Source organism: Chitinivorax sp. PXF-14 (assembly GCF_040812015.1).
Taxonomy (GTDB): domain Bacteria; phylum Pseudomonadota; class Gammaproteobacteria; order Burkholderiales; family SCOH01; genus JBFNXJ01.
Window position 1 is genome coordinate 48801 of the sequence record NZ_JBFNXJ010000017.1, and the last position, 17293, is coordinate 66093.

Here is a 17293-nt window from a genome sequence, read left to right on the forward strand (position 1 = left end):
CAACACATGTACAGTTGGAAAAAACGGCCCAAGCCAGTATAATCAGCGCCCTCAGTGCGGGCGTCGTATAATGGTAATACCCAAGCTTCCCAAGCTTGTGCCGTGGGTTCGATTCCCATCGCCCGCTCCAATTTGGCTTCCATGGAAATCCACTGAGTTCCATAAGCTGTTGTCGGCAAAGATTTTTTCGCTAGACAACAATCCAGTGAGGTCCACCGAAATCCACCCACTGCTGGACTAAATTAGTCCATCCGGCAGTCCATCAAAGCGGTTGGGTTCGAGTCCGGGATGTTCCTGGGGTTGAGCGGGTGCCGGGATGAGCATCTGACTCCTGATTCTGTTCAGGAGCAGACATGGCACTCACCGACATGTTCGTCCGGCAGGCCAAGGCCACCGGAAAGGACTACACGATCCCCGATTTCGACGGCCTCTCGTTGGCCGTCTCGGAAAAGGGCACCAAGTCCTGGCACTTTCGTTACACTTGGCTGGGCCGACAAAAGCGGATGTCCCTGGGGACGTATCCGGAGATCAGCCTGCGCGAAGCACGCGAGCGCCGCGACTACGCGCGAGCTCTGGTGGCCAAGGGCATCAACCCCCAGCGGCAGCGAGAGAAGGATCGGCGCATCGCCACCCAGGCCGAGCAGAACACCTTCGAGGCGGTGTACGACAAGTGGCTCGCCTTCCGGGCGCAGGGACGCCTCAAGAAGGGCCGGCAGACCACGCTGTCGATGATCCCGCGCATCTTCACGAACGACATCCTGCCGAGTCTACGTAAGCGTTCGATCTACGAGATCACCCGCGCCGACCTACTTGAAATCGTCGACCGCATCGAGAAGCGCGGCGCGCCGTCCATCGCCGAGAAGGTACGTACCTGGTTCAACCAGCTTTTCCGGTATGCCCTCGTGATCGTGACGGGCCTGGAACAAAACCCGGCCTCCGCCCTGGATGTGGTCGCCATGCCCCAGCCGCCGGTACGCCACAACCCCTTCCTGCGCATGCCCGAATTGCCCGAGTTCTTGCAGTTGCTGCGCAAGTATCCCGGCAAGCTGAAAACGCAGCTTGGCCTCCGCCTGCTGTTGCTGACCGGCGTGCGAACCGGGGAACTGCGGCTGGCGACGCCCGACCAATTCCACCTCGACGATGGCCTGTGGATCATCCCGCCGGAGGTGGTGAAGCAGTTGGAATTGAAGATGCAGAAGGAGAACGTTCGGCCGGAGGACATCCCGCCCTATGTTGTGCCGCTGTCCGTGCAAGCGATCGAGATCGTTCGGCACTTGCTCGACCAGTTCAAACCAGCCCAGACGTACCTGTTCCCGGGGGACAAAAGTCTGAAGCGGCGCATCAGCGAGAACACCCTCAACAAGGCACTGCATCGCTTGGGATACGAGGGCCGGCTGACCGGCCACGGCATCCGCGGAACCATCTCGACCGCACTCAACGAACTGGGGTATCCCGAGAAGTGGGTGGACGCACAGCTATCTCACGTCGATCCCAACCAGGTTCGCGCGACCTACAACCACGCCAAGTATGTGGAGCAGCGCCGGCGCATGATGCAGGACTGGGCTGACCGGCTGGACCTGTTCGAGCAGGGCCAGGTCGAAGCGGCCAGTACGCTGCTGACCATTCAACTGGATGGCTTTCCCGTGGTCTCCGCCGAGACAGAGGAGCAACCGTTGTCCGCGGCCAGGGCCGCTCCCACGCTGGTGGTGTCACAGCCGCCCCACGGGGCCATGGCGCTGGCCACGGCTCCGGTGCAGCGCCTGTCCGCAGTGCGCGTGCCCAAGACCGAGCCGGCCATCTCCAACGTCCAGCGCGAGCGGATGATCCTGCTCGACATTCTGGAGGCTCCGCACAACCTGTCCGTCGCCGACTATGCCAAGCTCGCCGGCAAGTCCCGCCGCTGGATCACTTACGAAATCCAGGCGGGTAACCTCCTGTCGATCAGTTTGGGCAACCGGGGGCAGCGTGTGCCGGATTGGCAGCTTGATCCCCTCAAGCTCCGGCTGGTCCAGACCATCCTCAGGCAGATGCCCCCGGGAGTGGACACGTGGCATATCTACCACGCGCTCACGCGGCCGAGCGGTCTGTTCCAGGGGCAGTCCCCCATCGATACGGTGACGCCGGAGAACCTGCACTTCGCCGTGCATCTGGTATGCGGCGCGGTGGGCGAGAAGGTGATGCAACGCGACGGTCCTGGCATGCGATCCTGAAGCGCCCATACGGCAGGCCACTGACATGCGTCTTCTACACAGAGTCAGTATCGGCTAGCAGCGACAGGTAGGGATTGTTCGGCGGCGTGTTGATGAACAGGACCTGCGGGTCTTCCAGCAAGTAGCCGTGGAGACGCCGCGATTTCCGCAGCCCCGTGACTGTGCAGGTCCAGATGTTCAGACCGTTCCGTTGCTTGCGGTGCATTTGCAGCTTCTCGAATCGTTTCTGCACCCATTGCCAATCGGCCAACTGCTCTTGCTTGGCAAGGAAAGCCGTTGTGGGGTGTTCCTGGGCGTAGCGCTGGAACACGCCGGGGCTGACCAGATAGACGGTGTCGACGACCGTATGGACCAGCGCCTTGGCGTCGTTGATGATGATCGTGCGCTCCTCGATGCGCCGGCGCAGCCAGGCGACGAAACGCTCGCCCGGCGGCATCTCCTCCAGCACTGGGGTCGAGGTCGGCGCCAGTGCTGTCGAGTCGGCCGGGGTTCTTGGGTCACCGGGCCCGAGGGTTCGACCTTCCATGGCGGGAAGGGGTGACTTGGTGGCCGATGAGGGGTCGGCCGACGCCATGCCGGGAGTGCTGAGCAGATCCAGTAGCGCTTCGACGCCATCGCCGGCTGGCTGCGCCGGCAAAGGCTCGGATGCGGCCGAATTCGCCACGGCGGGCAGGGACGCAGGAATGGTTGGATCACCTTCTTCCTGCACCACCGTCACCGTGCCGGCGAACGGCGGGGGGCGCTGCTCGCCTTCCCAGATCAGGGACGGCACGAGGCGCAGGAGCGTGAAGGTATGGGACCAGCCGACATCGCTGGTGACGGTGGCCTTCCAGATGGCCTTGCCTTCGGGCGTCGGCTGCGCAATGCCATGGTCCTGCAGCACGTTGAAGACGGCGGTGTTGCTGGACGGGATGCCATCGATGCCCTGGGCCAGCAGATGGGCGCGCAGCTTGTCCGAGACCGTCTTGCTGACCAGCCACAGCGCGTCCTGGGTCAGCCATCCGTCCGACGCCTGGGGCTGGTTCAGTTTGAACTCTTCCTTGAGCAGGTAGCGCAATCCGTCGAGGAGCTTGCGTTGGAGCGCATGGCGGGGGGCCGCCAGCGCCTTGGCCGGATCACCGCCCAGCGCCTGGGCGACCGAGGCCTGATCGGCCTGCACGACCAGTTCCCCGAGCATGCCGGCATGCTCGTACTGGCCGGCCAGCACGTACAGGAGTGCCGACCAAAGGTCGGGATATCCGCTGAGCCAGTCGAAGATACCGGCATCGAGCAGTCGGGCGTAGAGCAGCCCGGTGGCGGCGCTGTGCAGCCGGTATTCGCGCGCCTTTTGGTAGCGGAAACGGTACGACTTCTGAAGCGGACCATGCCAGGGATGCCAGATCGTGCCGTCGGCATACTCGACATGCAGGTCGACGGCGACCTTGCCTATGTCGTGCAGCAGTGCCGCGTAGGCGACGCCCGCAGTCCAGGCCTCGGCCTGGGCGGCCTGGGCTTCCGGCGTGGCGCCGGCCGGCAGCAGATGGGACTGTCGCAGCTTCAGCGCGTAGGCCACGATTTCCAGGCCGTGGTCCAGCATGCCACCTGGATAGGCATGGTGGTGGCTCTCCGAGGCTGGGAAATGCTGGACCAGCTCGGCGTAGCGCTCCAGGGGCACGCGATACAACATAGCGAACTGCTCGCGGGATACGGACGTGCGCTGCCAGATGTGTTCCAGCAACTTCTGCCGGCGCGGTGTCGCCAGCAGCGACGCGGCCGATTCCGGCCGCGTCAGCCCTTTGGGGGGCTCGACTGAGGGAGTGTGCGCCGCCGCGGTGGTGGGCGACACCCGTTTGCGTTGGAACAGCGAGAGCATGGCGAATCCCGGATGATGGGCTGGCCGGGGAAACCTTTTGGCCTTTTCGGGTAGGGCCTTTCCCCTTGACCCCGTTCCCTTGCCCCTTCCCAACCCTTTGGCCTTTGTCGGAAAGCCTTTGGTATAGGGCAGTAGAGGCGGCCGAACCACAGCCAATGCGGGACTGGCCCAAGTCGGATTCTGGCAGGAAGGCAGCCTGTGCCGAACCTACGATGGGACCTTCTCTTTCAACAGCACGGAGATCCCATGCTCAAGCAAATTGACGGTGTAAGGAAAATTCCTTACAATACAGGCATTGTCATCAGGAGAACATCCATGCCTGAGATCCATGAAGTCGCCACGCTGACATCCAAGGGTCAGATCACGCTGCCCAAGCCCATCCGGCAGGCACTGGGCGTGGACGCCGGCGGAAAAGTGGCCTTCGACCTGCGCGGAGGCGAAGTCATCGTGACCCGCGCAGACGCCGATCACGAAGACCCGGCCATCGAGGCCTTCCTGGGCCTGCTGGAGGCCGACATTCGGGCCGGCCGGCACGTCCGGTCCCTGCCGGATGATCTGGCCCGGGCCATGTTGGCGAGTGCCGGCCACACGGTCGATCTCGATGAAGACATCGACGGCGAAGTGGCGCTCTGATGCAGCGGCACGGCTGGACGCTCTTGTTCCACGAGGGCGTGATCGAGCAGTTGCGCAAACTGCAGGCGGCCGCGGAACGGGCCGAACAGAACGATCCGCAAGGGTTCGAGGGCAACGCCAACGTCAAGCTGTTTCGGGCGTTGAGCCAGTTGATCATGGAGGTCGTGCCGAGCGATCCCGCGCGCGACGAGTATCGCCAGGGCAACACCCTGGGGCCGGCATATCGCCACTGGCGGCGCGCGAAGATCGGGCGGCGATTCCGTCTGTTCTTCCGCTACGACTCCAAGGCGAAGGCGATTGTGTTCGCCTGGGTCAACGACGAACAAACCCTGCGGTCGGCGGGCAGCAAATCCGACCCCTATGCGGTGTTCGAGAAGATGCTCGGACGTGGCAATCCGCCCGACGACTGGGCGGCGCTTGTGGCAACGAGCCAGGGGGATTGGGCATCGAAGGAACGTTGATTGGATGTCGCACGAAAATTCAAACGATCTTTGAAAAATCCATGATGGATTCAATCGACGATACCTTGGAACAGGTGCCGAGTGAGAACCCATAGGACGCCCATGAGGTAGCCACCATGAAACCCGCTGCACAGACCACCTTCGCGGAACGCGCTGGCCGGACGCTGGGCCGGATGTGGCGGGCTTGTGTGCGTCTGGACCGCCAAGCGCACGACTGGTTGGTGGCGCAAGGATTGGCGCCTGGTGCCACCCGAGGGGTGTTGTTGATCGTCAAGCTCGTTGCATTCGGCGTGCTGATTTACGTCGCGTTCTGGCTGGCGCTGTTGATCATGTTCGCCGTGTTTGCGGGTTGGACGGCACGGAACACCGCTCCCGGCGAAGCGGAGGAATGGGCGATCGGCGATCAAGCGGATCACAAGCGCAGTGTTTTCTACGATCCAATCAACTACGACGACGATCCAGACCCCCGCTTTGATGATGAGCGGTAGGTAGTTACTTGGCTGCCCGAATCACGGTGCCTGCTCCTCTTGAGCCGGCTTGGCCTGCTGATTTCGTACCTTCCGACAGTCCCTGAAGTGCATTGCCGGCACGGATGCCCACCCACCCCAGTGCTGTCACCCAAAAACCCGGCAGCACGATGAACATCGTCGCCATGACGAAGTTCAGCAGCATGTCCCCGAAGGCATTGTTCAGGCCGATCAGGGGATCGAAATTGGTATGCGGCCGGCTCGCGCCGAACCCCCAGCCATAGAGCGCATCGAGGATCGTGCTGTCGAGCCAGCGCGCGAGCTGGAACCAGAAGTCCACGAAGAACAGCGCGAACTCGACGCAGCTCACCGCGACCAGGGCCTTCAGCTCGTAGGTGCCGAACAGCAGCACCAGCGGGATGCAGATGACGAGTGCCATCTTGAGCAGCGACAGCACCATGGGCAGCGCCTGACGGACCACATCCATTGCCGGAAAGAAGCCCAGCGAGCCGACGGCCATCCCGAGGTCGCCGGCACCGCGGGTCACGATGTTGGGCAGCGTCTTCTCGATCTGGCCGCCGTAGTCGGCATAGACCGCGCCCTGGTTCATCTTCTGCTGCCTGGGCGAGACGACGGCGCGGATCACCGAGTCGTTGACCTCGTTCTGCGACAGGAACCCCGCCCAGCGGCCGATGCGGGAGAGCAGATCGGGATCGACCTGGGCCAGCAGGCGGGCGCGCAGCCCGCTGTTGCCATCCGACCACCACTGCCGGCAGCTCGGATAGCCGCCGCCGCTGTCCACCTGGGCCAGCCCCGCGTCGCGGGTGGCGTCGTAAGGCCAGGCCGTACGAGGCGTGCCCGAATGGTAAGTGTCGTAGAAGCCGGCTGTGTCGAGGAAATAGCTCGAACCGATCCAGGTGACGTCGTTCATCTGCTCGTCGGAGAGCGCCGGCCGGTTCATGAACAGCCTGGCGCGAGAAGGCCCATAGCAGTCGTGCACGAAATCGCCGACCTCCTGCGCCAGCACCGGGTCGTTGATGCGGGTGGAATCGACGTCCATGCGCATCTGCCGCAGGTCGGTCCCGCAGGGGATCGCCGCCACCGCAGCGCCCGTGACGGCCTTCGAGATGGCGTGCATGAAGAACCACCACACCGGCACCAGCGCGCTCTGGTTGTTGAGCGTGGTGTAGGCGTTGGACCAGCCGGTGTCCGCCGGCTGCGGAACGCTGACCTGGCACTGGGTGGAGCGGCTCGTATCGAAGCGGATCGTGCTCAGATCCACCGGAATGAAGGGGATGCCGGCGAACATGATGACCACGATTGCCACCCAGACGCGGTTCTCGATGCGCATCGAGGACAGCACGCCCTTGTTGCCCTCGTCCGCGCCTTCGGCCCTCGCCCGCAGCCATTCCTGGATGACGATGGCGACGAACGGCAGCGCGAACACACCGCTGGCGACGAGGATGTTCCAGATGCCGTTGTTGACCAGCCAGCCCACCAGGGTCAGGTAATACTCCAGGTAGTCGGTCGTGTAGAGGGTCATGGCATCCTCCCCGCCTCAGCCATGAAGCAGCAGCTGGCTGCCTTCGAGCAGTACGATGGTCGTCACGGCCGCGATCTCGACGCGTAGCAGGCGGTGATGCGTCTCGGCCTCCGGCTCGCGTTGCAGCAGGCGCCGACGCATCCACCACCACCCATAGGCCGTCGCTGCGTAGAGAAGCAACCGCCAGACGAGGAAGTGGGCGGAATGCGCGTGCAGCCAGCGCTCCCAGCCGTCGATGCTGCCGACGACATGAATGCCGGCGACGTTCACGGCGACTGCGATTCCGGCCACCAGCAGCGTCCACAGCAGGGCGATACCCACGCGACGATTGAACAGCCACGCGGGCCACAGCCAGGTCCGGCCTATCATGGCGCACCCCGAGGTTTCTGAACCTCCTTGAGCCGGTCGCGCGTGGTGTCGCCCTCGAAGATGCCGCGCGAGCCGCCGGCGCGCGTGCCGTGGCGCTGGACGATGGCCATCGCGGAGTTGCCCGCCAGCGTGCGCCGCAATTCGAGTTCAGTCTTGAGATTGTTGATCTCCTGCTCCAGCGCGCCGTTCTCCTGATCGACCGCCTTCACGGCCAGCTCGTTGGCCGCGACGTTGGGCTCCTTCTTGCCGGTCAGCAGTGTCCGCTGCAACAGCAGGGCCTTCTCCAGCACGCTGGACAGCGCCGCCTCCGACGCCAGGCGCTTGCCCAGCAGATCCTGATCGGGCTCGTCGCGCAAAGCCTCGATCACGCCGCGGGTGATCGGCAGCGAGTTGCTGCCGGCCGCTTCCAGGTTCGCCACCGTCGTTGGCTTGGCGCCGGTCACCAGTTCCTGCAACGCCTGCAGCTTGGTCTCGTACTCCTCCTGGATCACCGGAGTGAGCCCGACACCGGGCGTGGTCTGGGTCTTGGTGCAGCTTTCGCAGGTGCGCTGCTCACGCTCGCCCAGCACGCGCGTCGCCCAGGCTGCAGCCGCACCAGGCGAGGACCAGGTCTGGCAGGTCAGCCGGTTGCCGCAGGTGGCGCGAGAGATCGACGAGGTGTCCGTCACACTGCGCCCGTTGAGCAGGTTGTAGCCTGCGCGCGTCACGTCACCCACCACCTTGATCGACCCCTGGCCCGAGCCGCCCGCGTTGCCGCCGCCGACCCAGGGCACGCCGTTGTTGCCCCTGTTCGACTCGGCCTGTTCGACGGCCGACACGGCATCGGTGCTGTTGATCGCATCGCGCAGCGCCATGCCCTCGGCAAGCTGGTCCCAGCCGGCCTGGCCGCCCGCCATGTCCGCCAGACGGTTGGCGATAGCCCGGCAGGTCATCTTCGAACGGTCGAAATCCAGGCGGGCCTGCAGGACACCGTTGGTGAGCAGGTTGTAGAGGCCCGGATCGGCGCGCTGGATGATCAGCGCCGGCAGCGACGCCACGGCACTGGTGGCGTTTTGGATCACGGTACTCATGATCGCCTGGAAGCCGTTGGTGATGCCGTTGAGCTGGTTCTGCAGCGTGGTCGTGATGCTCATGTTTCCGCAGATCAGGTTGCTGTTCCAGCCGATCCCGACGCCGATGCTCTGCATGTTCCCCGCGCCGCCCATGGACACGGCCCGGCCGCCACCGATGCTGTAGAGCACGTCGTCGCCGATGACGCTGCCGTTCACGCTGACGCTGCTGGGATCGATGCGGGTCTGTGCCCAGGCGACACCGGCCGCCGTTACGGCACAGGCGAGCGCGACGGCCAGGGTGTTGGGCTTGGTCCGCCGAGCAAAGCGGGAAATGAGTGCTTTCATCGGAGACACCTCACTGGAAATCAACGCTGCCAAGGAAGACCTGCCCCCGGCGCTGGCAACAGGCATAGGGCCGCCACAGTGCCCAGGCGTAGTCGCCCTGCCGGGCCTGCACCCGTGTATTGCTGTGCGGGAAGACCGCGCAGGAGGCCGAGAGCGTCGGCGTCAGCTCCTGCCACTTGCCGGTCGATGCGTCGGTCTCGACAAGCGCGCCGGCCGGCCAGTAGCCATCGCGCGCTGTCGCGAGCAGCGGCTGATAGACGTGCGGCTGGGCGCGGCGGGTCACGATGTCGCCCGCACGCTGCGCGACCACGGCACCGCTCTTGTAGTCGTCGGTCTGGTGCAGGAAGCCACCGCGCGGATAGACGTTGCCCCACAGGTTCAGCGTCGTGCGGCCGCCGATCTCGCGCATGCCGGGGACCAGCGCCTCCGGGTACACCATCTCGGGGACGTTGTAGCGCCAGGCCAGCGTGTCGAGGGTGCTCAGCAAGTACGGCATGAAGGCCGTGCCTGCACCCTGGCAGGCATAGCCAGAAGCGCTGGCGAACTGGCTGAACACCGAACCGGCGGGATGCCCGATCACGTCGGCGTTCTTGAACTTGGCCAGGTTGTTCTCGTTGTCATGGTTGGTCGTGCCATCGCCACCGGCGCGGGCTGTGGGATTGGGCATGCTCATCGCCCGCACTTCCACCCACGGGTTCTCGCCGGTGTTCGAGTAGCTCGACACCACGGCATCGGGAACGTAGTGGCGGACCTTGACCGAGGTGCGTACCGAGCAGCCGAACATGGTGCAGAACAACCAGTAGCAGATGCCGACGACGCGGTACTCCAGGCAATTCGGTGATGCGGCCGACGAGACGATGGTGGCGGTGTTCAAGGCGAAGGTCGAAGTGGCGCCAGTCAGCAGCACCGAGGCGATGGCGAAGCGCGCGCGGCGTGAGGACGCCGACAGCAGGCGGTTCATGGCTGCGCCCTCCGATGGGCTTCGATGCGTGCCACGGCCCGGGCGACGTCCGGTTCGCCGTAGACCACATAGCGTCGATCGACCACCACCGCAGGAATCTTGGTGATGCCTATGCCCCACGCGTCGACAACGCCCTGGTAGGCCGTCCGGATCTGGCACTGCAGTTCGGTGCCGCCTTGTCTCAGGCGTAGCTGGACGATGGGCGCGGCTTGGCTCGGGTCGGAAGGCAGCCCGGAGGCCAGTTCGGCTTCGAGTCGCGCGGGGGCGTCGAGCAGGATGCGCCGGTCCGCGTCACCGGCGACGGGATGTGCCCGGTCGGTGATGACCCAGGTTTCCGCAGCAGAAGTGCTCGGGAAGAAGATCTCCACAGCGACGGAAGCCGCGAGCAGTATCTGTCGGGAGGAAATGCGTAAAGGAAGGGGGTGCATGGCACGCCACTCCGGAGTTCATGATTCCGGTAGTGCAGCGCATGCGATTCGCTGTGGCGACAAGGAATGGGAAACGATACTTGCCCGGTTTCAACCGTTCTACTGGGTGAAGATGGCGTCCGAATCAAGTGGAAACGGGCTCGGCATCATCGTCACCCGCTCCGCGAAACGACTTCGGCGTACGTCCGAAATAACGACTAAAGGCAGCACTGAAATTGGCAGGATGTTCGTAGCCGACCGCATAGGCGGTCTGGGCCACGCGCACCCCGGATGCCAGCAGCGTCCATGCCTGCCGCATGCGCGACTGCAGCAGATACCGCGCGGGTGTGATCCCAAACAGTTTCCGGAAGCCATGCTTGAAGGCATGCTCGTTGAGCCCGACAGCCATCGACATGGAAGGGACCGTCAGGCGACGGTCCATGTGCGTGTGCATCAACTCACGGGCGCGTGTCAGTCTTTCGATGGTTGGACAATCAAGGCCGGAAGATGCGGACTGCGCCACTGCCGACAGTGGACGCAGGATCTCCGCAGCCAGGGTCAGCGCCGCGATCTGGCGATCCACCGGTGACATGACCTCCAGCGTGAGCAAGGGGCGCAGCAAGGCCCGGCACCACGGCTCGATCGGTCGCTCACCCAAAAGTACAACGCCTTCTCCGCTGACGAACCTGCCTGCAGCATCGTCCCCCAGATAACGTTCGAGCGCCTGCGCAGAGAACACCAGGCGCAACTGCCGGGCGGTCACGCCCGCCAGAAAACGCCGCTCGCCCGTACTTGACGCGAATGCGGCAAGCGTGGCTCGGCCAGCACCGAACCGCAGTGCCGGCCCTCGGCGCGCCACGTAGCCGGATTCCCCGGCCAGGCCGAAGGTGGCCACGAGCGTCGTTCCGGAACCGCTTTGCGCCGCCTCCTCGGCCAGGTCGCGGTGCGGGCGGTATTCGGATCGCACCACGGTCAGTCCATCGCCCAGAGGCGTGTGATCTGCCCAGCATGTCCCGTAACCGGCGGGCAAGGCCACGCGGCTCGCTCCCGCTATCGCAGTCGGGGTGCGTGCCACCTCATCGATGCGCGCCCGGCAAAGCATCGCCCGACTCCTCCGGTACTCCCGATCGCATACGAATTTCTCCCGATTTCATTCGATCCTACATGAGATTAATTCTTATTTGGCCATAACATGCCTGTCATTGCAAATGCTTGAAGGAATCGAGAAATGCACAGACTCTCGCGTTGCGACGCCGGCCTGCTGGCGCTCCTTATGGGCGCCAGTCAGTCCGTCTGGTCGCAGGATGCCGTGGAGCTTCCCGCCGTCACGGTGACGGTCAACAAACAGTCCCAGGCGCTGGAGCGCGTACCCGCCAGCATCACCGTCTTCGATGGCGACGAGCTGGAGATGGTTGGAGCGCGCGGCCTGTCCGACGTCACTGCGATGACACCCGGCTTCGCAGCCCAGCCGATATTGGGGCAGTCTGGCGTGCAGCCGCCGGTAGTTCGTGGCCTGACCGCCAACGTCATCTCGTTTTCGTCGTCGGCCGTGCTCGCGGTGGATGGCGTGGCGACGCTCCGCGGCCAGGGCTTCGACGACGGCCTGCTCGGTGTCGAACGGGTCGAAATCCTGCGCGGGCCGCAATCCACGCTCTACGGGCGTAACGCGGAAGCCGGCGTGATCAATATCGTCACGCGCAAGCCGGGCAACGACCCGTATGCCCTGGTCTCGCTCGACCTGGGCAGCCGCGACAAGCAGGCGCTGCGCTTCGACGCCAGCCGCGCGCTGGTGCAGGACACGCTCTATCTCGGCGTAGCCGGTGAGTTCGCACGGCAGGACGGATTCATCGACAACACCTATACCGGAAAGACCGAGGACGATCGCGAACGCCACAGCGGCAGGCTCGTGCTGCGCTGGACACCGGATGCGCGCACCGACATCGCATTGCGCCTCGCCCAACGCGAATACGACGACGGCGGTTCGAACTGGGGACCCACGGGCGGCCCGCGCGAAACGGTCCGCTCCGGAACGGAGAGCTGGAACCGGACCAAGTCGCGTACCGCATCGCTGGATGTTTCGCATGAACTGGCCTCCGGCCTGCGCCTGCGTTCAATCACGGCCAACAACGAGCACTTCGACCGGATTCTGCAGGACTATGATTTCCAGCCGGCGGACCGGATGCACCTGGGCCGCGACCACCGATTCCAGACTCTCTCGCAGGAGTTCCGGCTCGAAGGCAAGCTGGGCGCCAGCACCTGGCTCGCCGGCCTTTACCTCGACCGCGACGACAACGAGCTCAACTTCGAGAACAAGACGCCGCTGGCCCTGACGCGCGCCGCCTCGACGCAGAAGGGAAGTTCGGGCGCCTTGTTCACCCATTGGGCGATTCCGCTCGCCGAACACTGGTCGCTGGAGGCCGGCGCTCGCATCGAGCGCGACGAATTCCGCTTCAGGCTGGCCGAAGGGAACGAGCAGACGCGCGACTGGACGCGGCTCTCCCCCAAGCTGGCCGTGCAGTACCAATGGCAGCCCCAGACGCAGATCTACGCCAGCGTGGCGGACGGTTTCCGCGCCGGCGGCTTCAACACCTTCGCACCCGAAACCTACCGAAGCTATGAGCCGGAAAAGCTGCGCGCCTACGAACTGGGCATCAAGGGCACGCTCCTGAACCGCCGCCTGCGCTACAGCGCCGCCGTGTATCGCATGGACATCGACGACATGCAGGTGCAGCAGATGGGTCCGGTGCTTGGGCAAATATTCATTACCAATGCCGCCACGGCGCGATCGACCGGCGCGGAGGCCGAGCTGCGCTGGCTCCTCGGCGCCGGCTGGCAGCTTCAGGCGGCGCTCGGGCTGAACCGCACCCGTTTCCGCGAATTCAAGGATGGCGCCAACGACTACGCCGGCAACCGGAATCCGTTCGCGCCCGACATCAACGGACACCTCGGCCTGCGCTACGACGCGCCGGGCGGCTGGTACGCGCAGGCGCAGGTCGCCGGTTACGGCAAGGTCTATGTAGATGCCGCCAACACGGCAGCCTACCGGCGGCCCGGTTACGGTGTCGTCAACCTGGCCGCCGGCTACGCGTGGGGGCACACGGAGCTAACTGCCTACGTCAACAACGCCGCCGACAAACAGTACGACACCGTCGGCTTTCCGAGCGGAACCATCACCATCTACAGTCCGCCGCGCGAATTCGGGTTGCGGCTGAACTGGCGTCTTTGAAACGGGAACGACAACATGAACAACCATCCCCTGCAGGCCTATTGGAATCTGGCTGCCGCCGCCATCCAGGCCGAGGCGCTCTCGACTGCTCTGACGCTGCGCATCTTCGAGCCACTGATCGAACTCCTGACGGCCGACGAACTGGCTGTCCGGCTTGGCTTGAACGCCAGGAACACCGCCCACCTGCTCGATCTGCTGTGGAGCATGGGCCTGCTGGAGCGATCCACCCGCCCCGCCCTGGACCAGCTTGAATCCACCGAGCCGACCTATCGGCTCGGGGTCATCGCCCGCACCTACTTCCTACGCGCGTCGCCGGCGTGGTACGGAGACGCCTGGCTCTACCGCGAGGCCCGACTCAGGCAGGCAGCGGGACTGCTGCGGGATCAGGCGCGGCAGGGTACCCAAGCCGAAGGCGGGCAGGCCCTCGAACGCTTCGCCGAGCAGTGGGCCGCCGCTGCGCGCGGTCATCTGGCCCAGGATCAGTGCGCAGCCACCGTTCCGGCCGCGCTGGAGATCATGTCCCGGGTGCCGGAGTTCGCATCGGCGACCCGGCTGCTCGACCTGGGCGGTGGGCCGGGGTGGGTGGCCATCGAACTGGCGCGCCGACAGGATGGCATCTCCGGCGTGGTCTTCGATTTTCCGGAGGCCGTGGCCGTCGCGCAGGAGAACATCGCAACTGCGGGGCTCGCGCACCGTATCAAGGTGCTGGGCGGCGATCTGGCGATGGACGATATCGGCAGCGGCTACGACCTGATCTGGTGTTCCTCGGTGCTTCACTTCGTGCCCGATGTCGTAGCCGCGCTGCGCAAGATGCACGCGGCACTGCGGCCGGGCGGCACGCTGGTGTGCGCACACGCGGAAATCGGCAATGATCCGTCCACCGCCGCTCAGATATTGCAGTACTACCTGCCGATGCTGATGCAGGGGCGGCATGTTGGACGGCAGGGGGACATGGGGGCGGCGATGGCACGCGGCGGCTTCGCCCGCATCGAGAGCTTCGCCTGCGGCATGTTTCCGATGGCGCCGCTCACGGTCGTCGTCGGGCGCAAGGACGAATGAGCATGCCGCGATCCCTCATGCGCCAGGCCCTGTTCGGCTGGGTCAACTTTGCCCTGACGGCGCCGGGGATCTACCTCTGGGTGGGACTGCCGCTGGTCATGCGGCAGCACGGCTGGTCGGGCACCGAGATCGGCCTCTTTCAGCTCGCCGGCCTGCCGGCGGTGTTCAAGCTGTTCCTCGCCCTGCCCATCCAGCGCTGGCGGCCGGGGCGCCGCCCCGAACTGCACTGGGCATGGCTGACCGGCGCCGGCTACTTTCTGGCGCTCCTGGGTCTGGCCGCCCTGGGTGCCGACACCCACAAGGGTGCCCTCTTCGCGCTGACCTTCCTGGCGGCCCTGTGCGCCACCTGGGCGGACATCCCGGTCAATGCGCTGGCCATCCAGTTGTTTCGTCCCGAGGAGCGCCCGCTCGCCGGCGGTGTGCGCTCGGCGGTCACTTTCGCCGGTGCGGTCGTGGGCGGCGGCGTCATGCTGCTGGTCCAGCAGGCGCTCGGCTGGGCCGCGCCTTTCCTCATCCTGGGCGCCTGCCTGCTGGCGGCGCTTGCGCTGCTCGGTCTCGTGCGGGAAGAGACCCATGCGCAGAGCATGCAAGGCTTGCCGCCATTCGTCGTCTGGCGGGGGTTTTTCCGGCAGGCCGGCGCGAGAACATGGACGGTGGCGCTGCTCGGTTACTTCCCCTTCGTGGCCGCCGCCTGGCTCTACCTCAAGCCCTTGCTTCTCGACCGCGGCTTTCCCGCCAGCGAGGTCGCCTTGATCGCCGGTGTCGGCGGCGGGGCGCTCGGAGCGGCGGCGAGCCTGGCCGTCGGCTTCGTGCCGCGCACGCGCATGCCGGACGCCCTATCGCTGTCCGCCGGCGCCAATGCCGTCGCGCTCGCCCTGCTGGCCGTCGCAGCCGCGCTTGCGGCGGGGCCATGGCTGATTGGCGCCGCCGTGCTGCTGGCGGCCGCCATGGGCGTGGTCTCCTCGCTGGCCTTCGCGCTGATGATGGAATTCGCCCGCAGCGATCTGCGAGCAGTGGACTACGGGCTGCAGGCCAGCCTGTTCACGCTCAGCCGCATTGCGGTCGCCCCGTTGGCCGGGCTGTTGCTCGACCGGCTGGGCCATCCTGGCATGCTGGGCGTGCTTGCCGTCGCCGCGCTGGTGGTTGTCTTGTCGATCTCCACACGGCGAAGATTCGGAATAGCACTGACGTGAATTGCAGGTTCGTTGGATAAAGGGGAAGAAGCACAGGCGCCCCGAAAGGGACGCCTGCGGATTACAACAAGCCAGCTTCGGCGAACGAGTACGGCGTGCCCTTGCCGACGATGAAGTGATCCACCACACGCACATCGACGGTGTCCAGGGCGGCTCTCAGCCGGTCCGTGAGCGCACGGTCGGCGACCGAGGGCTCGGTCACCCCCGAGGGGTGCTGGTGCGCCAGGATCAGCGCCGAGGCGTTGAGCGCCAGCGCACGCTGGACAACCACCCGCGGATACACCGAAGTCTGGTCGATCGTGCCCTTGAACAGCGGCTCGAAGGCGATCACCTGGTGCTGGCTGTCGAGGAACACGGCGGCGAAGACTTCGTTGGGTTCCGCGACCAGTTTCAGGCGCAGGTAATCACGCACGGCGGCGGGACTGCCCAGCGACGGACCGGCCTTGAAGACGCGCGTCTCCAGCAAGGTGATGGCCTGCTGGATGATCCAGTCCTCGTGCTGGGTGGCGATCAGGGTGAGCGACTCCGGGCGGGAGTCGGCGACGACACAAGACATGGCGAACCTCCAATGGATGAGATCGGAGGGCGCCTGCCCCTGGAGGGCAAACCCTCCAGGGGACAACGGGGATGGAACAGTGGAAGAACAGGCATCCACCACCACAGGCGTGGCGGCTGTTCGCGGGCAAGGATGCGGAGCGAACGGGTTCGATCAGCGCGGTCGAGCCGTGCCGTAGCCTTGAAGATCGAGGGCTACCTGGGCATGTCGCCGACGGACGCGGCGGGCATGTCTGGGGTGCGCGACGGCTCTGCACCGGCGGCGAGCAGATCGAGGGCCGATAGCAGGGCGTCACCTTCGACGGGGCCGTGCAGCAAGAGGGTCCTGCCGGTCTCGCGGTCGCGCAGTTGCAATGCCGGTGTGGCGGTGACGCCGTTCTTTGCCGCTTCCGCCGCCTGGGCGCGGATCATCGCGTCGGGCCGGTCGCTGTCGAGACACTGCTGCGTGGCAGGCGTGAGGTCGGGATAGTGCAGCCCTTCGGGCAGCCCCTGTCCGTCGCCGCGCGTGCGGGCATAGACCCAATCCACGGCCTGCCAGAACGCGGCGCCGCCGCCGGTTTCTCCGATGCACTCGACCAGGCGCGCTTCGGCGGAGGCCGCCGGTTCATGCATGGCCAGCGGCAGGTGGTGCCACTGCCAGTTCACCTCGGGATGCCCGTCGATCCAGCGCTTGAGCACCGGGAAATAGGTCCGGCAGAACGGACACTCCAAATCGGCGTACTCCACCACCGTGAAACGCGCGCCGGGCCGGCCATAGCGCCAGGGCGGTCCGGAAGGGGTCGCTGGAGGCGAAGGCGTCGATGGCGCTGCGTGTGTACGGTTCGGAGGGCGAACTTCAGCTTGTGCAATGGCATGCGGGCGCAGGAAGGTCCAGGCCGCAGCGCCAAGAAGCAAGGCGGCCGTCACCAACGCGAGCGGAACGAAACGGCGGGATCGAACGAATCCGGGCAGGTGCATCGT

General features: G+C 65.4%; 16 protein-coding genes and 1 tRNA gene. 8 read left to right on the top strand and 9 right to left on the bottom strand.

Going from position 1 to position 17293, the window contains the following annotated elements; all coding sequences use genetic code 11:
* Window positions 1-56 precede the first annotated feature (56 nt).
* Both ABWL39_RS17760 and ABWL39_RS17765 read left to right on the top strand, forming a co-directional pair.
* Window positions 57-130, top strand: a tRNA-Gly gene (locus tag ABWL39_RS17760).
* 223 nt (window positions 131-353) lie between these two features.
* On the top strand, window positions 354-2210 hold the full coding sequence (locus ABWL39_RS17765; RefSeq protein WP_367794445.1) for a tyrosine-type recombinase/integrase: 1857 nt from the start codon (window positions 354-356) through the stop codon (window positions 2208-2210).
* Between the two features lie 34 nt (window positions 2211-2244).
* Here ABWL39_RS17765 and mobH read toward each other — a convergent pair whose 3' ends face one another.
* Window positions 2245-4062 carry a MobH family relaxase gene (gene mobH / locus ABWL39_RS17770; protein ID WP_367794447.1) on the bottom strand — a complete coding sequence of 606 codons (1818 nt, stop codon included), beginning with the start codon at window positions 4060-4062 and terminating at the stop codon, window positions 2245-2247.
* Between the two features lie 315 nt (window positions 4063-4377).
* Between mobH and ABWL39_RS17775 the strand changes: the two genes are divergently transcribed.
* The 3 genes from ABWL39_RS17775 (at window position 4378) to ABWL39_RS17785 (ending at window position 5644) form a co-directional block, all read left to right on the top strand.
* Window positions 4378-4695 (top strand): type II toxin-antitoxin system PrlF family antitoxin, encoded by a 318-nt coding sequence (locus tag ABWL39_RS17775; RefSeq protein WP_367794449.1) that lies wholly within the window; start codon window positions 4378-4380, stop codon window positions 4693-4695.
* Window positions 4695-5156: a type II toxin-antitoxin system YhaV family toxin gene (locus ABWL39_RS17780; RefSeq protein WP_367794451.1), complete on the top strand. Its 462-nt coding sequence runs from the start codon at window positions 4695-4697 to the stop codon at window positions 5154-5156. The genes ABWL39_RS17775 and ABWL39_RS17780 overlap by 1 nt, the downstream gene beginning before the upstream one ends.
* A gap of 116 nt (window positions 5157-5272) precedes the next feature.
* Window positions 5273-5644, top strand: coding sequence for a DUF3742 family protein (locus ABWL39_RS17785; protein WP_367794453.1), 372 nt, complete (start codon window positions 5273-5275; stop codon window positions 5642-5644).
* A gap of 4 nt (window positions 5645-5648) precedes the next feature.
* On the opposite strand, the gene ABWL39_RS17790 is transcribed toward ABWL39_RS17785, so the two are convergent.
* From ABWL39_RS17790 to ABWL39_RS17815, 6 genes are all read right to left on the bottom strand, one after another.
* Window positions 5649-7166 (bottom strand): conjugal transfer protein TraG N-terminal domain-containing protein, encoded by a 1518-nt coding sequence (locus tag ABWL39_RS17790; protein WP_367794455.1) that lies wholly within the window; start codon window positions 7164-7166, stop codon window positions 5649-5651.
* A gap of 15 nt (window positions 7167-7181) precedes the next feature.
* Window positions 7182-7535 carry a hypothetical protein gene (locus tag ABWL39_RS17795; RefSeq protein ID WP_367794458.1) on the bottom strand — a complete coding sequence of 118 codons (354 nt, stop codon included), beginning with the start codon at window positions 7533-7535 and terminating at the stop codon, window positions 7182-7184.
* Window positions 7532-8932 (bottom strand): integrating conjugative element protein, encoded by a 1401-nt coding sequence (locus ABWL39_RS17800; protein ID WP_367794462.1) that lies wholly within the window; start codon window positions 8930-8932, stop codon window positions 7532-7534. Before ABWL39_RS17800 ends, ABWL39_RS17795 begins: the two co-directional genes overlap by 4 nt.
* Window positions 8933-8942: 10 nt before the next feature.
* Window positions 8943-9893 carry a TIGR03756 family integrating conjugative element protein gene (locus tag ABWL39_RS17805; RefSeq protein ID WP_367794465.1) on the bottom strand — a complete coding sequence of 317 codons (951 nt, stop codon included), beginning with the start codon at window positions 9891-9893 and terminating at the stop codon, window positions 8943-8945.
* Window positions 9890-10321 (bottom strand): TIGR03757 family integrating conjugative element protein, encoded by a 432-nt coding sequence (locus tag ABWL39_RS17810; RefSeq protein WP_367794468.1) that lies wholly within the window; start codon window positions 10319-10321, stop codon window positions 9890-9892. Before ABWL39_RS17810 ends, ABWL39_RS17805 begins: the two co-directional genes overlap by 4 nt.
* A gap of 124 nt (window positions 10322-10445) precedes the next feature.
* A complete protein-coding gene (locus tag ABWL39_RS17815; protein ID WP_367794471.1) occupies window positions 10446-11270 on the bottom strand; it encodes a helix-turn-helix transcriptional regulator in 825 nt (274 codons plus the stop codon).
* 258 nt (window positions 11271-11528) lie between these two features.
* Between ABWL39_RS17815 and ABWL39_RS17820 the strand changes: the two genes are divergently transcribed.
* The 3 genes from ABWL39_RS17820 to ABWL39_RS17830 are packed head-to-tail and all read left to right on the top strand — an operon-like array spanning window position 11529 to window position 15778.
* Window positions 11529-13526, top strand: a complete 1998-nt coding sequence (locus ABWL39_RS17820) for a TonB-dependent receptor (protein WP_367794473.1) — start codon at window positions 11529-11531, stop codon at window positions 13524-13526.
* A 15-nt stretch (window positions 13527-13541) separates the two neighbouring features.
* A complete protein-coding gene (locus ABWL39_RS17825; protein WP_367794476.1) occupies window positions 13542-14585 on the top strand; it encodes a methyltransferase in 1044 nt (347 codons plus the stop codon).
* Window positions 14586-14587: 2 nt separating this feature from the next.
* Complete coding sequence (locus ABWL39_RS17830; RefSeq protein WP_367794479.1) at window positions 14588-15778, top strand: MFS transporter; 1191 nt, start codon at window positions 14588-14590, stop codon at window positions 15776-15778.
* 61 nt (window positions 15779-15839) lie between these two features.
* Here the strand turns inward: ABWL39_RS17830 and radC are convergent, their stop codons facing one another.
* Together radC and ABWL39_RS17840 are read right to left on the bottom strand one after the other, a co-directional pair.
* Complete coding sequence (gene radC, locus ABWL39_RS17835) at window positions 15840-16334, bottom strand: DNA repair protein RadC (RefSeq protein ID WP_367794483.1); 495 nt, start codon at window positions 16332-16334, stop codon at window positions 15840-15842.
* Between the two features lie 194 nt (window positions 16335-16528).
* The gene (locus ABWL39_RS17840) at window positions 16529-17290 is read right to left on the bottom strand and encodes a DsbA family protein (RefSeq protein WP_367794486.1); all 762 of its coding nucleotides are present in this window, start codon (window positions 17288-17290) and stop codon (window positions 16529-16531) included.
* Window positions 17291-17293: the final 3 nt, after the last annotated feature.